The organism is Rhizobium sp. CB2179 (assembly GCF_057653455.1).
The window spans coordinates 1,411,914-1,428,861 of record NZ_CM172781.1 but is presented as its reverse complement, the minus strand read 5'-3'; the positions used below and the strand labels follow the sequence as shown (position 1 = coordinate 1,428,861).

The following is a 16,948-nucleotide window of genomic DNA, read 5'->3' as shown; positions in this document are numbered from 1 at the left end:
CGGGTGAACCGGGCCATTATTGTCAGCTGCGGTAGAGCCAGAACGGCATACCGCGATCGCGATGGCGCCAGTCGCGACGCTCCTGCCAACGCTCGGCACGCCACCGCCGCGAGTGACGGCGATCATCGCGCCAGTCGGATCGGCGCCAATCGCGCCCATCGCGCCAGCCACGGTTGTCACGGCCGCGATCGCCTCGCCAGCCACGGTCATCACGGTCGCGATCACCTCGCCAGCCATCACGAATTTGAACGATATCGCCCTGCGTCGACACCGTCGGCCGCTCGGCCGGCATGGCGGCGGCCGGTGCCACAGACGCGAAAGCCGCACCGACGGAAATGGTTGCGGCGAGAAAGAGATGTGCGAGCTTCATGGCTGTTTCCTCGTTGATGATGAGGCGAAGATAAGCGGACGCGGCTGAATTGGCGGTGAAGCAGCCCTTCACGCGCGGTTCATCAAACGATACGTGCTGTCTGAAAAGTCTGCTGGTGCGATCGATCGAAGCAACGTCGAACCCAGGCTACGGTTTAGAAGGCGGTATCGTAGGGGAAAGATGGTGCAGCCAACCAGAGCATTCTGGAACCAGTCCGCCTTCGTTCCTGACGGAACTACGACGCGACAGCCTCCGCTTAGCTGCTCTCTTCGGCTCGCCGAGCCGAAGCTCACGGAGCGTAGGCTGGTGCCCCCGCCAGGGTTCGAACCCGGGACCCCCTGATTACAAATTTTGTTCATGGCATTTTCAACAACCCATGAAATCCAGCCAATTTGATTGTGTCCACAGCTGTAACACCTGGAAACTAAGGAAAGTTTGTTGACATAATCAGAAGACAGTGGAAGACAGTGGACGCTGAAGTGTCTTCAAGTTGACGGACACAGTGCGGACACGGGAACCGAGGGATATGGCTCAGAGACTGACTGATAAGGATGTAAAGGACCTTGCGGCTCCTCCGAGCGGCAACAAGGTTCATTACGACAGTGAAGTTAAGGGCTTTGGCATCCGTGTGACGGCAGCGGGTGCACGCTCCTTCATCTTCAACTACCGAGTTGGAAAGCGGGAGCGCCGGATTACGATCGGATCATTCGACATCTGGAAAACCACGGCGGCGCGGGATGAAGCCGCGCGGCTAAAACGAATGGTAGATAGCGGACGTGATCCGCTTGGGGAGAAGGAAGCACGACGCGAGGCTGTGACAGTCAATGATCTGTGCGACACATTTATCGCGGAACACCTGCCAAAGAAGCGCGACGCCACCGCCCGTGACTATCGCCACATCATCGACACCTATATCCGGCCGGCGCTGAAGCACCGCCCTGTCGCTGAAATCGAATATGCGGACGCCGTGACCGTTCACAGGAAGGTCACAAGGCAGGGCAAGGCGACGACCGCCAATCGGACGATGGCCGTCATGTCGAAGATGTTCAGCGAAGCCGTGAAGCTCGGATGGGCGATCGCGAACCCGACGAAGGGCGTCGAAAAGAACGACGAGACGAAGCGGGAGCGGTTCTTGGATGCGAGGGAACTTGATCGCCTCCTTGAGGCGTTGGACGGCCTAGCTGACAAACAGGCGGCAAACATCTTCCGGCTAATATTGCTGACAGGTGCGCGGAAGACAGAAGTCCTTGCCGCCACGTGGACAATGTTTGACTTGTCCGATGGAACGTGGACCAAACCATCCCACCACACGAAACAGAAGAAGGTTCATAAAGTGCCGCTATCGGCTCCGGCTCGGCAACTGCTGTCTGAGCTTCACGCGGCGGCGGGAGACGAAAGGGGAGAGTACGTCTTCCCCTCACATTTCACCTCTACAAAAGCGGATGTGAAGGAACATCGCGGCTATCGATCGAACGTTAAAACTCAGTGGGCGGCGGTTCTGAAGGCTGCAAAACTGCCTGACCTGCATATCCACGACTTGCGTCATTCTTATGCATCGTTCTTGGTCGCTGAAGGCATGTCACTGCCTTTGATCGGTCGATTGCTTGGACATACCCAAGCCGCAACCACGCATCGTTATGCGCACATTGACGTCGATCCTCTTCGCAAGGCGACGGAACATGTCGGTAACATCGTCAATGCTCGGAAGCTGAAAGTCGTCGGAGACTAGGAAGCGCCTTATGAGTTGTCCTTAGGCCCGCCCGGTTCGCTCGGCGGGCTTTTTCATTTTTTTTTTGAAAAAGTACGGTTTGGGTTGGAATTTGACTAAGCCATTGCAACCATTAGGGTTGACAAGTGACAACACCAGAAAGGTGAAACGGCTTGTAAACGCTTTCTCTGTTAACAACTCGTTTCGTTGCCGCCTGTCAACAAAAGCAAGCAATTACAATCACTTGAAATCACCTGACAGTGTTGCTACTTCCTTGGACAAGGGACGACATAGGGTCGACCTCAGCAACCTAGGAATGAAATTTCAAATGCTGAATCTTCTAGAAGACTATGCCGATCGCGAACAAGCGGCGCGCGCATTGAATATTACTACACGCACCCTCGATCGATGGACGGATGTTCCGGGCGGCATTCCTTCTACGCGGATCGGCCACCGTGTGTATTTCCGGAAAGGGGCGTTGCAAACGTGGATCATGGCGCAGGAACGCCAATTGCCGACTCCGCGCCGGAGTGCCGCGCGATGATCAAGCTGACGGACTCTACCGGACACTACCGCACCTTCATCTACGTGAACGTCGATCACATCCACTTCGTTTTCGGGAACTCAGAGAAAACAACGATCCGGATCAACGGTCCAGAGGATAACAACGAAGAGAACTACATCTTCGTAAGGGAAGACGCTGAGACCGTGGTCAAGTTGATCAACGAAGCGAGACGCGCTCGGTGAACCTGTCGGGACCGGAGAATCGCGGCAAATCAGAAAGAAAACCCGCTTCGACTTGGAGCGTCGGAAGCGGGTCAATCACTCACATCAATCAGGAATGCTTTCAAATGCGAAGTAATGTCGATCCCTCGGCTATTCAAGGCCACCCGGCTCCACGGGCCGTTAAGCTATTCGAAATCGCCGCCCCTATCCACGGCGCACCCGACTCTGTTCGGATAATCGAGTTCACCAACCCTAATACCGGCGGCGTCTACCTGTTGCCCTTACGCTCCTTCGCGAGATTGAATCTGAGTCGCCGGTGGCACTGCATGTGACAATGCCAGCGACCGCAAAGGAACTACGTCCCTACTGCTTCTTTCTCGGTGACTGGGAGAATACGTTCGCCGATCTAGGAGATACGACAACCTTCTTTGTTGAGCCGGGCGTGGACGTCGACCTGTTGATGTCTAACGAAGTCGCATATGCGGACGGCGAATGCACGGAAGAGAGCGCCCCGGCGCTGAACCCTGCGTATTCGGCAGTTTGGACACGACGTGAGAAGGGCGCAGCACTTTCAGACACCGTAATGCATCGCAGGAAGGACTCTGCCAATGGCTGATCTTCCCGGTGTCGGCAAGCCGCCTGAACCAATGCCAGTCGAAAGGCTCGTGGGTCAGTTTGTGTTTTGCCCGTCCAGCAACAAGCCGATCGTTCCCTACAACGCGCGTAGCCCCAACGACGCGATGACCGTGCAAAACTTCAAGCTGATGATCCAGAACAGGTTCAATACGGATTCTGGCAACATGCGCTCGTTGTACGAAGGGTGGCTTTCGAATGCCCACAAGATTGAAGGCATGGCACTACGCCCGGACTTGCCGGTCGGATACTTCAAGGACGATCGGGGTGGTTGGCACTTAAACACCTACCGCCCGCCCGCTCACGTTACGCGCGGTGATGGGCATGCTGTCGACGTCTGGCGTCGCTTCATCCGCCATCTAATTCCCGGCGACGGCGAGAGAGTGTGGTTTCAAAAGTGGTTGGCGTTCAAACTGCAAAATCCCGCCGCTCGAATGGTGGCCGTCCTTTTCTTGGCAACGAACACGCAAGGCACCGGGCGCGGAACGCTGTTCAAGCTGATCGATAGGCTTTTCGGTGAGGACTACACCCGTACCATGAGCTTTGACCTTTTCGCCGGTTCAAGTTCTCAATCCGTTTTCAATGAATGGATGGAAGAGCTTCTTGTGGTCTGCGTCAACGAACTCTCGGCACAATCTGGACCGGGACGACACGTCAACAATCGGAACGTCTACACCCGGATAAAAGACATCATTGACCCGGCTGAAAGCTCGAAGAACGTCACCCGCAAGGGGGTCACGGGAATGAAGCGTCGTGTCTTCTATTCGACCATTCTAGCCACCAACGATCCGGACGCCATGTACATCGATCCGGACGATCGCCGAATTACCGTTATCGAAAATGGCGATAAGCTTCGACACGTGCCAGGGCTCGCCGATCAGATCAACGCAATCATCAACGATCCCTTGGCGGTCGGTGATATTCACGAATATCTGATGACGATGGACGTTTCAGCATTCGACGCCTTCAATCCTCTCGACACCGACGCCAAGGCGGCAATGGTGCAAACCCATGTCACCGATCTTGAAGAAGCGGTCATGGCGGTGATCGGTGGGTTTGAGGGCGATTGCTTCGTGGCTCAACAGGTCGTCAATTTGCTTCAGGGGAAAATTCATCCCGACAAACTGGTGGGAGTGCCAAGCGTAATCGGTCGGAAAGCGCATCCGGTTAAGACCGGTGATCGTCGCATCGAAGTGAAAGGCGCGGGCAAAACGTCAGTCTATGCAGCCACCAAGCAGCTTGCGATTCACTGGAAAGACCGAAGCGCATCGGAGGTTAGACGAGAAGCCGAAAAGAACGGAATGCTGTCAATGTCTGTTGTGCCGCCTGACTTCCTGTCATCCTTGCCAAGGTTGCCCCTTTCCTGAGTCGATGGAGATGGGGTGGTCAAGAAGGGGTGCCGGTTGCGACGGCTCCCCTCGCCCCCACCTATCTCCCCATGTTTTTACCGGCAGGGGTCCGATTTAAGTCTCTGTGAAATAAGGGGTTCTTCTCATTTTTACCCCTTTACCCCTTCTAGATATATCAATCAGTAGAATCTATAAAATGTAGGACATACGTCCCGTACTACGTGTTTTGTAGGATCTTCAGAGAATATACGGGACATGGCGTGGACAAGGGGGTGGGGTACTTTGCCCGCCCGTGGCTATGATCCTCACGTTTCGCCCGTTCTGAGTTGAACATTGAGCGAGCGGCGGGGTTTTGCACCGAACGTCTGCAAGGACCGGCTTCGCGACTTTTTCTTCATCAATGCCGCCGCCTCCGTGATTATCCATGCATCTGATACATTATCAGAGGCGATATGGTTGCAAGTCATTGGTGTTCCTATGCAATGGGATAGTCTGCGCTTATCGTGTCCGCATAGTGTCAGTTAAGCGAGACGGAAAGCATGCAGAATCTACCCGGTGTTAGCGCCATGATACCAAACGAAAAGCCCCCAAAAGCCTCGTCTAACGGTGCGGCTTTGCGTCTCGTTACAATTGATAGTCTCGACGGTCGCACACAAGCCGCCAAGGAAGCCCGTTCGCTCCGGTCTGCTATCATACGCGACTTGACGGGCGGCGACGATGAAACGGCACTGTCCGCGCTGAAGCTCGCGCTTGTCGACGCTGTGGCTATTGCTACGGTGATAATCAACGATGCCAACGTTCGATGGCTCAAAGGCGAACCCGTCAGCCTCACTGAAGTCACGACACTATCAAACGCCCGTCGTCGCGATGCACAGTTGCTAGGGCTGGAACGGGTCGCGAGGGATATCACCGACCTAGACTCTTATCTGGCGGCGAAGGTGATCAATCAGTGAAGGCCTTGAAGTCTGTTTCGTCGCTCAGCCAACAACTCGTGTTGCACCAAGCCTCTCGCATCGTCGGTAAGACCCCCTGCTCCCGAAAGGCCAAGTTCCGCAAACCGCCTTTCGATCTCGGTCGGAATGGAGTCGGCTTCGTGTTGGCAAAGCCGAACCAGCCATTTCCATTCGTCGCTATTCAGTTCCCCACGCTCGATCATCGATTGCGATCCTCCCTGAAGCAAAGACATCGGCTCAAGAATATCACACTTCCCATCGAAAGGCAGGCGGCTCAATGACCGGACTCGTCAAACGCGTGTCGATCCGTGAAGCCCTTCACGAACCCCGCTTGCTTGGCACGTCCCTGCCCGGTGACAGTTGGAAGCCGTGGCGCATCCTTCTAATCGCGCTCATGGGCGAGGAACTGTCAGACGCCGAACGAGCGATCTATCACGAGTTCACCGGACGACCACAAGAACCCGGCTTCATCCCCGCCGAATTCTTCGCGGTTGCAGGTCGCCGATCAGGCAAGACCCGTGCGGCCGGAACGCTCGCCGGATACGTTGCGACGCTCGTCGATCACAGCGCCTATCTCGCTACGTCGGAGCGCGCGACCATTCCGGTCATGGCCGCATCGACCGTTCAGGCACAGAAGGCGTTCCAAGCCTGTATGGTCCTTGAAGAAAGCCCATTGCTGTCGAAGCAGATCGAAACATCGAATTCCGAAACGATCAGGCTCAAAACACGATGCGATATCGAAGTGCGGCCCGCCAATCACAGGACTATTCGCGGCATCACTTCACCGTTGGCAATAGCCGACGAGGTCGCTTTCTATTTCACGGACGGGCAGAACACCGACAGTCAAATTTTGGACGCCGTGCGACCGTCGCTTCAGTCGGGCAACCATTCCGGCCCGCTTGTGTGCATATCGTCACCGTATGCCAAGCGCGGCGAACTCTATGATGCATTCAAGAACCACCACGGACCGGACGGCGACTCCCATGTGATCGTAGCGAAAGGTTCGTCGCTCGAATTCAACAGCACGATCGATCCCGCTGCGATCGCACGCGCCTACAAGCGCAACCCCACCGTTGCAGATGCGGAATATGGCGGCAACTTCCGTTCGGACGTGACGAACCTCTTCACGCTGGAAGCCGTCGAAGCTGCCGTTGACCTTGGCGTCGTTGAACGACCGCCCCGCGCTGACGTCCAATACTTCGCGCATGCCGACCCGGCCGGCGGTTCCGGTGCGGACGGCTTCACCCTGGCAATTGGCCATCGTGAAAACAGCGTGGCGGTTATCGACCTGATCAGGGAGCGGAAAAGCCCGTACAATCCCGAAAGCGTGGTGGCGGACTATGCCGACCTGTTGCGGCTATACCGCTGCTCTACGGTCGTAACGGACGCCTATGCTTCCGAGTGGAACCGCGCGGCGTGGCGCAAGGCTGGAATCGAACCTAAAAGCGCGCCCATGACGGCTTCCGAATTTTTCGCGGCGCTGGTGCCCGCCGTCAATTCTGGACAAGTCGCGTTGCTCGATGACGAAACGTTGAAGCAACAGCTTGTCGGGCTAGAACGTCGTCTGAGCCGTGGCGGTCGTGAACTGATCAGCCACGCCCCCAATGCTCACGACGACGTAGCCAATAGCGTGGCGGGTGTTGTGGCGGCGATCCTGAAGCGCGATTGGCAAGCCAAGCCGATGCTCGCCGCACCACAGTTGATTCCTCTGGTCGATTATTACTGAACAACTGTTGTCGGGTGTCAACTATAGACACAGCAAAGCCACCGGGCGCACCCGTATGCAATGGGTTATCCGGTGGCTATATTGACTGTCAGCGAAACAGAAATGGCAGATTAATACATGGGCACGACGATTGCCAACCCTGAAAATATCCGGGCTGAGCTTGAGAAGTTGAAAAGCTTCTACGAAGCGCAACAAAAGCTTCTCCTGGATCAGCAAGAAGAAGCTGAACGCATCGCAGCCGAGAAGCGCGAAGCTGAGCAGGCAGCGAACCGGGCGGAACGACACGCCGAAGCGGACGCATCCGCGCGGCAATTGATGGTCCACACCGCTGCGATCGACAAGCTTCTTGCTGAAGCTTCCGAACATCTTCGCGCCCGTGTCGAGCTTGCACGCGAAATTCGCCGCATCGCCCCTGAAAAGTGGGGTGCGGGTAACGTCTTCGAACACAACTCGGCACCGAGCAGCGCCATCACACATTCCGGCGTTGGCTATTACCTGAGAATGCCTGTTCGCGGTGGTCTCAGCCTGACCGAGCATGATTTGAAGTTCCTTCAGGTGTTCGATCTGACCGATGCGAAACCGACGCGCAAAGGTAAGTCCGCATGAAGCCGGAACGGAAGATCGTGAAGAACCTGACGCTCCGGGAAATAAGCGGCGTGACGATCCCCGCGCAGTCCGGGGCGGTCGTGACCATCATGAAATCAGCCGACCCGGTCGTTACGCCTCCGGCGACATTCAATCCGTGTGAAGTGAGCCCGGAAGGGAAGTTGCTGATATCCAGATTGCTCGCTGCGATCCGTGGCGAAGCCATCACCAAATCCCACGATGAGGAACCCCATAACATGAGCAACGAAACCCATTACGAACGGCTGACGAAATCTTACGCGGAACGCCACGCCGTCAGCATCGGGAAAGCAGCGCAAAAGCTGATGGAAGACGATCCTGACGCTGTGGCTGACGCGTACAACCGCGACGAAGAAGAAGCCGTAAAGCGCCGTTTCGCTGAGGCAAACCGGAACTAGACCAGTAGTCCGGCGTCAATCGAGGGTACAGGCCGTTTTGCGATGAGCCCGATTGTCGATTGACGTTTTCAGCAAGCCGGGAAGGCCCGCTCGACTTGCTCTTTCTCATTGCCGGCGCGTTCGCCCTTTTGCGCGCCGTCAGCCGGCGGGGTGTCCTGAACAGTTTCCCGCCGCCACCAATCATCGCCGCGATCTGAGCGTTTCGACCGTCGCCGCGATTGATCCGCCCGAAGATGAACCTACAGCGTCTTCGGGCGGTGCCGTTTTCAATTGGTGAAAGTGAAGAATGGCAAAACGCCAGAGACAAGAGCAGCTTTTAAATGACCGTCAGCGCCGGACGATTCTTATGCTGGCAGATTCTTACGGGCTCGAAGCGATAGCCGAACGTTTCGGTTTTAGTTTGTCCGAAGCGAGAGAAGCAGTTCGCAGTTGCCGCGATTGGGCACGATCGAAAGAGAAAGAAACGCCCCAGGTCGAATGGGGCGTGCGGTATCGGATTTGGCTTCGTCAAGAGGTCATCAGGCAGATAGGCTAAAGCAAACCTTTGATACCAGTCGCCGTGGTTCCGGTCGTGTTGATCCGGAGAATCTTACCCATGTACTGCGTACCCGCCACGCAACCGGGATAGACACCCGCAGTACCGTCATTCATGAGAAGCGAGACATCACCGGGACCCGTGACCATAAAAGCGCGGATCGGCCTTGCAAGCTTGGTGGTGTCGGAAGGCGTGATGGAAACGATCCCTTGCGGAACTTGCGCTTCCTTTTGGTTTTTAAGCTGTTCGGCAAGAATGCCCATGTCTATGAGTCCTCATTTGGTTGAGGCGATGGTACTCACGATCACGGGCATTGGATATCGAGTCGCCTGAGGTTGAGTGAGGTTGTGGTCACTGGTAATTTGCACGCGCAGACATTACGCTTCGCTTTATGGCTCAACACGTTCACATAGATTTTGACACGATATTCGCGCTTCTGGAAAACGGCGTTCGTCGTGCAGATGTCTTTATGGGTTTGGGTTTGAACGCCTCAGAGCATCAGCCTGCAATCTCTCACGTCCTAGCCCATCAAGGGCCGAAAATCGAGCTGGTGAAGGAGGAACTGACGGCCGAAGAGCGTGATGCAGTTGGAGTGGAGTTTGGAAAATGGATAAGAGCAGCGGGCCTACGGGAGTTGCTGGAAACTTTTCAACTATTTCTCACGCGTGTGTACAACGCGCTTCACGTCGTACATCAAATCAGAGGGCCGCTCACCGATAAAACGCTTGTTGCGCCTAGTCGGTTCGAACGCTTAGGCTTGAGTGCTCAAGCGCTTGAACTTCAGAAGCTTGTAGATGTTTCCAACGAGCAACTGGAAATCTTGCAATCCTTGAATCAAGCTCGAAATTGCTATGCACACAGGCGAGGCTTGGTAGGAACGAAAGATGTCGATCCGGTAACCGGCATTTTTTCCCTCAAATGGCTCACCCTCATCATCGAGGCCGTCGAGCCAAACGGGAATGTCGTGTCGGGCGACGCGTTGTTCGGGTACCATTTCACGGAAGGCGCTGTTGTGCGCGTACGCGTTGACTTGGGCGTTTCTCAATTTCACGCCGGGGAAGAACTGGTAATCGCAAAATCCGACCTTAAGCAGATTTGCCTCTGTGTCCGTTCCATTGGTGCAGCGATTTGGCAAGCCGCTTTCGATGTTGCGATTAAGGCCGGGGTTCAACTGGTGCCGAAGGCTACTCCCGAAATAGAACCATCACTGCCGAACGGGCAAGACGACGATATTGCAACAACCACGGTAACCGACGATTTCTAGGTGTGTGTTAGCGGCAACTCCAGAGTAATCGTAGCGCCCTCGATCTGCACACTCACCGAAATTCTATCGGGTTTTTCTAATGTTACGTTTCCGACCTGATTGGGCGTTCGAGTCTCAACCGCAAAACACGCTGCCCTAGCAGCCTCAATTGCTTTGTGGACTCGCTCCATAACATCTGCGTTTAGATCACTCACTCTATTCAATCCTCTCAAAAAGCGACGCGCTCTCGAAGGCAGGTTCGGGTTGATCCCTGTCCGGCCATTTAATCCTTATTGCCGGACCAAAGGCCGGGAGTTCATCCACTTCCACAACTTCGCCAATGAGCTTCAACCGGTCGTGGTACTTGGCCTCCGCGCCCGATCGCACTTTGACACGGTCGCCCAAATGAAACTTGCTCATGTCACTGCCTCACGCTTTGATCGCTATCAGCTTCGTTGGTGCATTTCGAACGAAGACCTTCAACGTCCGCGATCCGTCATCGGACTTGTAGTCCTTCCCTATCACTTTAAAATCATAGTCCTGCAGAAGCCTATGAACGCGTGGGAGTGTCAATCTGGATGTTGCGAATAAACTAGTGTCGATCTTCGATAGTGCGTCTTCCATCAGGTCGTGTGAAAGGCCACGCCTACGATAATCCAGATGGACTGTAAGCCAACCGAGTTCCGACGCATACCGTTTCGATTGTTCAGGCACACCCGCATTACGGAAGACACTATCTGCGTGAGCCGGGTTATTTTTGATCGCGTTTGTGCCGATCAACACGTCTCCGTCCCACATCATTGTAAGCAAATTTGCTCGTTCAATGCGTCCGGCTAGGCCGTGAACGTCGACCTGACCGGCAGTAGAAACAAGATCGGCAAATGCTTCTTTGTCGTCTTGTGAGAATTGCGCCGGTGGTTTCGTGATTGTTTGCATGTCTCCCCCTGTTTCCATCCACAATCTGGCATAGGGAGACAAGCGATTCCTACAGGATTTTTTGCTGACACTGTGCGGACTTGAGATCGACAGCGCGCCATCGCCGCAAAGCGAACGCGCAATAAGTTATTGATTTTATGAAGATATTTGGTGCCCCCGCCAGGGTTCGAACCCGGGACCCCCTGATTACAAATCAGGTGCTCTACCAACTGAGCTACAAGGGCAATAATTGCCCAACTAGCAGATTCTATGATTCTGTAAAGGGGAAATCCGTGTCTGCGTGGACTGGTCGGCTGCAGCTCAAAACGCTTGGCGATAGAAAACGTCCTTGTCGCGCAAGGCCTTTATCCTTTAGCTAGGGCAGCATCAAAAAGGGCATTGCATGGGCCGTTCATTTCAGACGCTTTCCTTTCTCGCCTCACCGACGACGGAGGCGCTTGCCGCGCGTGAGGAGTTGATTGGCCTCTATGGTGACGTACCGGCTGACGAAGCCGACGTCATCGTCGCGCTCGGTGGCGACGGTTTCATGCTGCAGACGCTGCACAACACCATGAACTCCGGCAAGCTGGTTTACGGCATGAATCGCGGCTCGGTCGGCTTCCTGATGAACGACTATCGTACAGACCGGCTTCAGGAGCGAATCTGCGTCGCCGTCGAAAACGTCTTCCGGCCATTGCAGATGACGACGGCAAACGCCGATGGCACCAACTCGACAGCGCTCGCCATCAACGAAGTCTATCTTTTTCGCCAGTCCTATCAAGCCGCGAATCTGAGGGTCATGGTGGACGGGCGCGTGCGTCTGGAAGAACTGATCTGCGACGGGCTGATGGTGGCGACACCTGCCGGATCGACGGCTTATAATCTTTCCGCCCATGGCCCGATCCTGCCGCTCGAGGCGCCGCTGCTCGCCATGACGCCGGTCAGCGCTTTCAGGCCGCGGCGCTGGAGGGGCGCTCTGCTGCCGAACAAGGTGACCGTCGATATCGACATTCTCGAGCCGGAGAAGCGGCCGGTGAATGCGGTGGCCGACAATACCGAGGTCAAGTCGGTGCTGCATATCCGCATCGCCCAGTCGGAGCATGTGACGGCGCGCATCCTTTCTGATCCCGACCGCTCCTGGTCCGATCGTATTCTCGCCGAGCAGTTCAAGGATTGAGACGATGGCAATGCGACGGATATTGATGACCAGCCTCCTGCTTGCTGGATGGAGCGTCACAGCCGAGGCCGCGCCGGCGCAGGATGCCATCCTGCCGGCATCGGTGATTTTCGCGACCAGCACCGGCTACTGGGAAGACGACGGCAATGCACCTGATGTCGAGCGGGTGCCGACGGGCGCCGAGAGCGTCGCCAATCCCGAGGGAAAGGCCGGGCAGCGCCACGGCTACTACAAGCTCTTTGCCGTGCGCCAACCGGACAGGACCTCGAAGGTCTATCTGCAGCAGGTTGCCCAGACCGAGACCGGCCCGGCGATCGCCTCGACCATCGAGTTGCAGGAATTCAGCGACCTGAAGCCTTACGTGACCGACATCCGCCCCGAGAATTCGAACGGCATCATCAAGGAGCCGGGGCTTTTCGCCACGGTCTATCTGAAGACCGACCCCGCCGCGGAGCCGGATGGCTGGACCGTGCTGATCGACGAATTCGGCGACATCACCGTTGAGAAGGCGACGAATTGAACGGCTGGGAATTGTTCAGGGGGGCATCCAAGAGATGAAACTGGGCTTTCGCGACGGCGTCCTCTACGACGAGAAGAGGTCGGACTGGGACGCCGCCGGACCCAGACCCATCAGTTGGTCCCTCTGGTACCCCGCCGCCGATGACGCGCGGAAAAGCGATATACCGGAAAGAAGCTGGTTCCAGAAAGCGGCCGTCGCCCGCGATGCACCCATCCGGCCGGAGGCCAGGCCCTATCCCCTTGTCCTGTTGTCGCATGGCACCGGCGGATCCGCGGCCGGGCTGGAGTGGCTGGCGCGACGCCTGGTCGATCGCGGATTTGCCGCGCTCGGCGTCAGCCATCACGGCAACACCGGCATCGAGCCCTATCGCGCTGAAGGCTTTGCCTGCCTCTGGGAGCGGGCGCCTGATCTCAGCTACATGCTCGACCACAGGGATGCGTGGCTCAGCGATCTCTCAGGCCATATCGATACGAACAGTGTCTTCGCAGCCGGATTTTCGGCCGGAGCCTATGGCGTGATGCTGCTGCTTGGCGCTATCGCCCAGTTCTCGCAGTTCGAACCATCGAGGATGAAGCCGGGTGGCGCGCGCGGACCGAGAGAATTTCCCGACCTTGCCGATCATATCCCGGCATTGCTGCGCACCAGCGATGTGTTTCGCGATTCGTGGTCCCGGATGTCGAAGTCCTACCGAGATGACAGAATCAGGGCCGCCCTCATCTGCGCGCCGGGTCGGTCCGTTCTCGGTTTCAGCGAGGAAAGCCTGAACGCTGTCGATGCGCCCGCCCTTATCCTGGTCGGTGATGCCGACAAGGCAGCACCGGCCGAAGAATGTTCGTCGTGGCTACATGCGCGGCTGCGGCGCAGCGTCCTTAAAATCTTCGGCGGCGGCCTTGGGCATTATGTCTTCGTGCCAGAGGGCACGGCGCTCGGCCTTGCCTTTGCGGCAGAACTCTTTACCGATCCCCCGGGCATCGAGCGCGCAGCCGTTCATGAAGAGATTGCCGATCTGTCGGCAGCGCTGTTTCAAGACAGCGGCATCATCGCGGAAAAGACGACGAATTGAGGAGCCCCCGGCGGTAAGACGCATTTGCTCCGCGCAGATGACCCTGCATGCAAATGCTGTCACCGATCCTGCTCTTTCACAGTGTCACCGGCGAAGGTTTCCTTCATCGCGCGAAGGATGATGACTGCCGAGGCCGCGCCTGGATCGATATGTCCGAGCGACCTTTCGCCGAGCCGGGCCGCTCTTCCCCGAGTTGCAACCATGGAACGGGTCGAATTCGCACCGGTTTCGGCCGCCTCCAATATGCTGGTCCACATTTCGAGGCTTCCGGCCGCCCGCGCCCGCGCAGTGACGGCGGCTTCGGTCGCGGGGATCCAGGCATCGAGCATCGTCTTGTCGCCGCGCTGGCCCTTTCCACGCTCCCTGATGCCGGCCGTCATCGCCTCGACGATCGCCGCCTGATCGGCGGTTGAAAGGTGTTGGTCCTCTTTCAGGACCTGGGCAGCCCTGCGAAATGCCGTGGCGTAAAGCGGTCCCGTGGATGCACCGACGGCATTCAGAAAGGCTGTCGCCGCCGACGTGAACACCTCTGATGGAAGCATGTGATCGAGGTCGAGTTTTGCGAGTTCCCCGTTCACCGCCGTGAAGCCGAGCACCATGGTGATTCCATGATCGGCGTCGCCGATAGCCCCGTCCAGATCCGAGAGACGGTCCTTCTCCGCCGTGATCGCAACGGAGATGCGATGAAACATCCTGCTAAGGTGGCGCGCCGCGCTTTCCGACATCATGATCCTCCCAGTTCGAGCAGGATGCGGCCCGTGTCAGCCGGGCGCATCGCTTATACCTTCAGTTCGCGACCCGCAGGAACGCGGTATCGCAAGGATGATGCAACAACTCCGTCAATTCCTGATCGAGGTGCAAGATCGATATGGATGCACCGACCATGTCGAGCGAGGTGCAATAGTGTCCCACCCAATTCGCCTCTATCGCGATGCCTTTCGCACTCAGCCGCTGCTCGACACGTCGGAAGAGAATATAGAGCTCCATCAGCGGCGTTGCGCCGAAGGAATTGACCAATACTGCGACGCGGTCGCCCGATGCCGGCTTCATTTCCGCGAATATGCGATCCATCACCCGATCGGTGATTTCATCGGCTGTCATCATCTTTTCGCGAATGACGCCGGGTTCACCATGGATGCCCATGCCGATCTCGATGTCGTCGGGGCCAATTTCAAAGTTGTGGCGACGGGTCTGGGGAAGCGAGCACGGTTCCAATGCAACGCCCATCGTAAATGTCCGTGCGTTGGCCTTGCGCGTCGCCGTTTCGCAGGCGGCAAGCGACAGGCCGCGGTCGCAGGCCGCTCCGGCGACCTTGAAGATGAAGAAATTGCCGGCGACGCCGCGCCGGCCCTCCCTGTCTTCCAGCGGCGATGAGGCGATGTCGTCCGTCGTCACGACCGTACGGACCGCGATGTTTTCCTCCGCAGCCATCTCGGCTGCCATCTCGAAATTCATGACGTCGCCGGCATAGTTGCCGTAGACGAAAAGCACACCCTCTCCGCCGGACGCCGCCCTGGTGCATTGAAGGATCGGGCCGGGAGGCGGAGACGAGAAGATATTGCCGACAGCAACGGCATCGGCAAGCCCCTTCCCGACATAGCCGAAGAACGCAGGCTCGTGTCCCGTGCCGCCGCCGATCACAAGACCGACCTTGCCGGCGCGCGGTCCCGTCCGGGCAACGAGCGCACGGCGAGAACTGTCGACCGGCGCGAGATAGGCAGCGTGCGCCTTCACTGCGCCATAGAGCATTTCCTCGACGACCTCGTCGGGGTTGTTCAGAAATTTCTTGATGTGAGTGCGAAAACCGGTCGCTGACGGCGGCGTGCCAATTTCGACCCTCGGGCGCTGTAAAAGCTTCTGGTCGACCTCCGTCACACCGTCCGCATGCAGGATGCCGCGACCCGTCGCGGCGTCGGTGATCAGCACGTTGACATAGCCGCCGCGAAGGGCTGCGAGGATTGCCGGCACCTTGTCGAAACCGCCGGCGACAGCGATACGCAGACCGATCTTCTTCAGCATGTCGAGTGATATTCCGATCGTGCGGTCGTCAAGCGGCCCCGCGACCGGGCGGCCCTGCCCGTCGATGAAACGTCCGGCGACGATGCCTGCGGCATCCTTTGCCAGATATTGCTGCAACGATACCGATTCGAAGAATCCGCTGGTATGGATGGTCGAATTCGGGCGCATGGAGGCGATACCGAAAATCACCTTGTTGGCGTGTGAAAGCGCCTCGAACTGACTTTCGATCAATGGCTCGCGCAACAGGATATTGCGGACATCGGGAGCGGATACGATTGCCGGAGCTGCGATATTGATCAGCCGCGCGTCCACGGCATCGGCAAAGGCGGCTGCGCAAAGTTCGGGTGTATAGGCGAATGTCGCACTGGTTCCGCCGGTTGCCTGGACCACGGTGACGTCCTGCAGGCCACTTATCGAGGTCTGCTCACCGACCGCCATGACCGTGCGGCCCCAGACGACGGCCAGCGTATCACCGGATTTCACAAGCCTCTGCAGCGCTTGAGCGCCTGCGCGCCCGAGACGGTCGATGAGCGGGCGAGTATTGTCGTCGCTCGGAACGACGAGACAGTCCTGCAGACCGAAATGCCGTTTCAACTCCTGAGCAATCGTCAGCGAACTCAGGCGTGACGGCTCGATGGAGATATTGACGATACCGCGGGCGCGCGCATCGGCGAGATAGCTGTTCACAGTTGCCCGCGAAATTCCCATGGTATCGGCAATGTCGCCCTGCGTCATGCCGTCCTCATAATAGAGCCAGCAGGCCCAGACATAGGGATCATCGCCAAACCGCAGCGGGATGGGTTCCGACGCATCGTCAGCGCTGTTTCGCACGCTACCGTTCTTCCGCGCTGATGATGTCTTGACGGTCATGCTTCCTGGTTTCCCTGCGATGTTCAAATCGCCCGCGAAGATGAGCGTAAAGGCTCCGGTTTTCAACATTCTCCGCACAATGATTTCCGGCCGCCAACGCAGCCGGAAAGGTGATGCTC

20 protein-coding genes and 1 tRNA gene are annotated in these 16,948 nt (G+C 57.2%); 14 read left to right on the top strand and 7 right to left on the bottom strand.

Features of this window, described 5'->3' with window-relative positions:
* Positions 1-22: 22 nt before the first annotated feature.
* Positions 23-442 (bottom strand): hypothetical protein, encoded by a 420-nt coding sequence (locus AC244Q_RS07125; protein ID WP_206641110.1) that lies wholly within the window; start codon positions 440-442, stop codon positions 23-25.
* Between the two features lie 454 nt (positions 443-896).
* On the opposite strand from AC244Q_RS07125, the gene AC244Q_RS07120 reads away from it, so the two are divergent.
* The 10 genes from AC244Q_RS07120 (at position 897) to AC244Q_RS07075 (ending at position 9,022) form a co-directional block, all read left to right on the top strand.
* Positions 897-2,099: a tyrosine-type recombinase/integrase gene (locus tag AC244Q_RS07120; protein WP_128407373.1), complete on the top strand. Its 1,203-nt coding sequence runs from the start codon at positions 897-899 to the stop codon at positions 2,097-2,099.
* 307 nt (positions 2,100-2,406) lie between these two features.
* A complete protein-coding gene (locus AC244Q_RS07115; protein ID WP_164902350.1) occupies positions 2,407-2,622 on the top strand; it encodes a helix-turn-helix domain-containing protein in 216 nt (71 codons plus the stop codon).
* Positions 2,619-2,825: a hypothetical protein gene (locus tag AC244Q_RS07110; protein WP_128407371.1), complete on the top strand. Its 207-nt coding sequence runs from the start codon at positions 2,619-2,621 to the stop codon at positions 2,823-2,825. Before AC244Q_RS07115 ends, AC244Q_RS07110 begins: the two co-directional genes overlap by 4 nt.
* A gap of 295 nt (positions 2,826-3,120) precedes the next feature.
* A complete protein-coding gene (locus AC244Q_RS07105) occupies positions 3,121-3,420 on the top strand; it encodes a hypothetical protein (protein ID WP_128407370.1) in 300 nt (99 codons plus the stop codon).
* Positions 3,413-4,804 (top strand): primase-helicase family protein, encoded by a 1,392-nt coding sequence (locus AC244Q_RS07100; protein ID WP_128407369.1) that lies wholly within the window; start codon positions 3,413-3,415, stop codon positions 4,802-4,804. Before AC244Q_RS07105 ends, AC244Q_RS07100 begins: the two co-directional genes overlap by 8 nt.
* Positions 4,805-5,325: 521 nt before the next feature.
* Positions 5,326-5,739 (top strand): hypothetical protein, encoded by a 414-nt coding sequence (locus AC244Q_RS07095; protein ID WP_128407368.1) that lies wholly within the window; start codon positions 5,326-5,328, stop codon positions 5,737-5,739.
* A 277-nt stretch (positions 5,740-6,016) separates the two neighbouring features.
* Positions 6,017-7,465 carry a hypothetical protein gene (locus AC244Q_RS07090; protein WP_245460590.1) on the top strand — a complete coding sequence of 483 codons (1,449 nt, stop codon included), beginning with the start codon at positions 6,017-6,019 and terminating at the stop codon, positions 7,463-7,465.
* Between the two features lie 117 nt (positions 7,466-7,582).
* Complete coding sequence (locus AC244Q_RS07085; RefSeq protein ID WP_128407367.1) at positions 7,583-8,071, top strand: hypothetical protein; 489 nt, start codon at positions 7,583-7,585, stop codon at positions 8,069-8,071.
* On the top strand, positions 8,068-8,487 hold the full coding sequence (locus AC244Q_RS07080; RefSeq protein WP_128407366.1) for a hypothetical protein: 420 nt from the start codon (positions 8,068-8,070) through the stop codon (positions 8,485-8,487). The genes AC244Q_RS07085 and AC244Q_RS07080 overlap by 4 nt, the downstream gene beginning before the upstream one ends.
* Positions 8,488-8,773: 286 nt before the next feature.
* Positions 8,774-9,022: a hypothetical protein gene (locus AC244Q_RS07075; RefSeq protein ID WP_128407365.1), complete on the top strand. Its 249-nt coding sequence runs from the start codon at positions 8,774-8,776 to the stop codon at positions 9,020-9,022.
* Here the strand turns inward: AC244Q_RS07075 and AC244Q_RS07070 are convergent.
* Positions 9,019-9,285 carry a spike base protein, RCAP_Rcc01079 family gene (locus tag AC244Q_RS07070; protein ID WP_128407364.1) on the bottom strand — a complete coding sequence of 89 codons (267 nt, stop codon included), beginning with the start codon at positions 9,283-9,285 and terminating at the stop codon, positions 9,019-9,021. The two genes, AC244Q_RS07075 and AC244Q_RS07070, sit on opposite strands and share 4 nt — an antisense overlap.
* A gap of 128 nt (positions 9,286-9,413) precedes the next feature.
* Between AC244Q_RS07070 and AC244Q_RS07065 the strand changes: the two genes are divergently transcribed.
* Positions 9,414-10,286 carry a hypothetical protein gene (locus tag AC244Q_RS07065; protein ID WP_128407363.1) on the top strand — a complete coding sequence of 291 codons (873 nt, stop codon included), beginning with the start codon at positions 9,414-9,416 and terminating at the stop codon, positions 10,284-10,286.
* Between the two features lie 195 nt (positions 10,287-10,481).
* On the opposite strand, the gene AC244Q_RS07060 is transcribed toward AC244Q_RS07065, so the two are convergent.
* The 3 genes from AC244Q_RS07060 to AC244Q_RS07050 all read right to left on the bottom strand — a co-directional run bounded on the left by AC244Q_RS07060 (position 10,482) and on the right by AC244Q_RS07050 (position 11,425).
* Complete coding sequence (locus AC244Q_RS07060) at positions 10,482-10,685, bottom strand: hypothetical protein (protein WP_128407362.1); 204 nt, start codon at positions 10,683-10,685, stop codon at positions 10,482-10,484.
* 9 nt (positions 10,686-10,694) lie between these two features.
* Positions 10,695-11,201 (bottom strand): GNAT family protein, encoded by a 507-nt coding sequence (locus tag AC244Q_RS07055; protein ID WP_128407361.1) that lies wholly within the window; start codon positions 11,199-11,201, stop codon positions 10,695-10,697.
* A 148-nt stretch (positions 11,202-11,349) separates the two neighbouring features.
* Positions 11,350-11,425 (bottom strand) — tRNA-Thr (locus AC244Q_RS07050).
* A gap of 158 nt (positions 11,426-11,583) precedes the next feature.
* Between AC244Q_RS07050 and AC244Q_RS07045 the strand changes: the two genes are divergently transcribed.
* Genes AC244Q_RS07045 through AC244Q_RS07035 form a run of 3 tightly spaced genes read left to right on the top strand, consistent with a single transcriptional unit; the run spans position 11,584 to position 13,940 of the window.
* Positions 11,584-12,357 carry an NAD kinase gene (locus AC244Q_RS07045; RefSeq protein WP_017993642.1) on the top strand — a complete coding sequence of 258 codons (774 nt, stop codon included), beginning with the start codon at positions 11,584-11,586 and terminating at the stop codon, positions 12,355-12,357.
* 4 nt (positions 12,358-12,361) lie between these two features.
* Positions 12,362-12,877, top strand: coding sequence for a hypothetical protein (locus AC244Q_RS07040; RefSeq protein ID WP_128407360.1), 516 nt, complete (start codon positions 12,362-12,364; stop codon positions 12,875-12,877).
* Between the two features lie 34 nt (positions 12,878-12,911).
* Positions 12,912-13,940, top strand: coding sequence for an alpha/beta hydrolase family protein (locus tag AC244Q_RS07035; protein ID WP_017993641.1), 1,029 nt, complete (start codon positions 12,912-12,914; stop codon positions 13,938-13,940).
* Positions 13,941-13,999: 59 nt separating this feature from the next.
* Here AC244Q_RS07035 and dhaL read toward each other — a convergent pair whose 3' ends face one another.
* Together dhaL and AC244Q_RS07025 are read right to left on the bottom strand one after the other, a co-directional pair.
* Positions 14,000-14,665 (bottom strand): dihydroxyacetone kinase subunit DhaL, encoded by a 666-nt coding sequence (dhaL, locus tag AC244Q_RS07030; RefSeq protein WP_012757004.1) that lies wholly within the window; start codon positions 14,663-14,665, stop codon positions 14,000-14,002.
* Between the two features lie 61 nt (positions 14,666-14,726).
* Positions 14,727-16,829, bottom strand: a complete 2,103-nt coding sequence (locus AC244Q_RS07025; protein ID WP_128407359.1) for a bifunctional sugar-binding transcriptional regulator/dihydroxyacetone kinase subunit DhaK — start codon at positions 16,827-16,829, stop codon at positions 14,727-14,729.
* Positions 16,830-16,948: the final 119 nt, after the last annotated feature.

Excerpts from the sequence above, each read along its gene's own strand:
- AC244Q_RS07120 (WP_128407373.1), top strand. The coding sequence starts at position 897 with ATGGCTCAGAGACTGACTGATAAGGATGTAAAGGACCTTGCGGCTCCT.
- AC244Q_RS07115 (WP_164902350.1), top strand. The coding sequence starts at position 2,407 with ATGCTGAATCTTCTAGAAGACTATGCCGATCGCGAACAAGCGGCGCGC.
- AC244Q_RS07110 (WP_128407371.1), top strand. The coding sequence starts at position 2,619 with ATGATCAAGCTGACGGACTCTACCGGACACTACCGCACCTTCATCTAC.
- AC244Q_RS07100 (WP_128407369.1), top strand. The coding sequence starts at position 3,413 with ATGGCTGATCTTCCCGGTGTCGGCAAGCCGCCTGAACCAATGCCAGTC.
- AC244Q_RS07095 (WP_128407368.1), top strand. The coding sequence starts at position 5,326 with ATGCAGAATCTACCCGGTGTTAGCGCCATGATACCAAACGAAAAGCCC.
- AC244Q_RS07090 (WP_245460590.1), top strand. The coding sequence starts at position 6,017 with ATGACCGGACTCGTCAAACGCGTGTCGATCCGTGAAGCCCTTCACGAA.
- AC244Q_RS07085 (WP_128407367.1), top strand. The coding sequence starts at position 7,583 with ATGGGCACGACGATTGCCAACCCTGAAAATATCCGGGCTGAGCTTGAG.
- AC244Q_RS07080 (WP_128407366.1), top strand. The coding sequence starts at position 8,068 with ATGAAGCCGGAACGGAAGATCGTGAAGAACCTGACGCTCCGGGAAATA.
- AC244Q_RS07075 (WP_128407365.1), top strand. The coding sequence starts at position 8,774 with ATGGCAAAACGCCAGAGACAAGAGCAGCTTTTAAATGACCGTCAGCGC.
- AC244Q_RS07070 (WP_128407364.1), bottom strand. The coding sequence starts at position 9,285 with ATGGGCATTCTTGCCGAACAGCTTAAAAACCAAAAGGAAGCGCAAGTT.
- AC244Q_RS07065 (WP_128407363.1), top strand. The coding sequence starts at position 9,414 with ATGGCTCAACACGTTCACATAGATTTTGACACGATATTCGCGCTTCTG.
- AC244Q_RS07060 (WP_128407362.1), bottom strand. The coding sequence starts at position 10,685 with ATGAGCAAGTTTCATTTGGGCGACCGTGTCAAAGTGCGATCGGGCGCG.
- AC244Q_RS07055 (WP_128407361.1), bottom strand. The coding sequence starts at position 11,201 with ATGCAAACAATCACGAAACCACCGGCGCAATTCTCACAAGACGACAAA.
- AC244Q_RS07045 (WP_017993642.1), top strand. The coding sequence starts at position 11,584 with ATGGGCCGTTCATTTCAGACGCTTTCCTTTCTCGCCTCACCGACGACG.
- AC244Q_RS07040 (WP_128407360.1), top strand. The coding sequence starts at position 12,362 with ATGGCAATGCGACGGATATTGATGACCAGCCTCCTGCTTGCTGGATGG.
- AC244Q_RS07035 (WP_017993641.1), top strand. The coding sequence starts at position 12,912 with ATGAAACTGGGCTTTCGCGACGGCGTCCTCTACGACGAGAAGAGGTCG.
- dhaL (WP_012757004.1), bottom strand. The coding sequence starts at position 14,665 with ATGTCGGAAAGCGCGGCGCGCCACCTTAGCAGGATGTTTCATCGCATC.
- AC244Q_RS07025 (WP_128407359.1), bottom strand. The coding sequence starts at position 16,829 with ATGACCGTCAAGACATCATCAGCGCGGAAGAACGGTAGCGTGCGAAAC.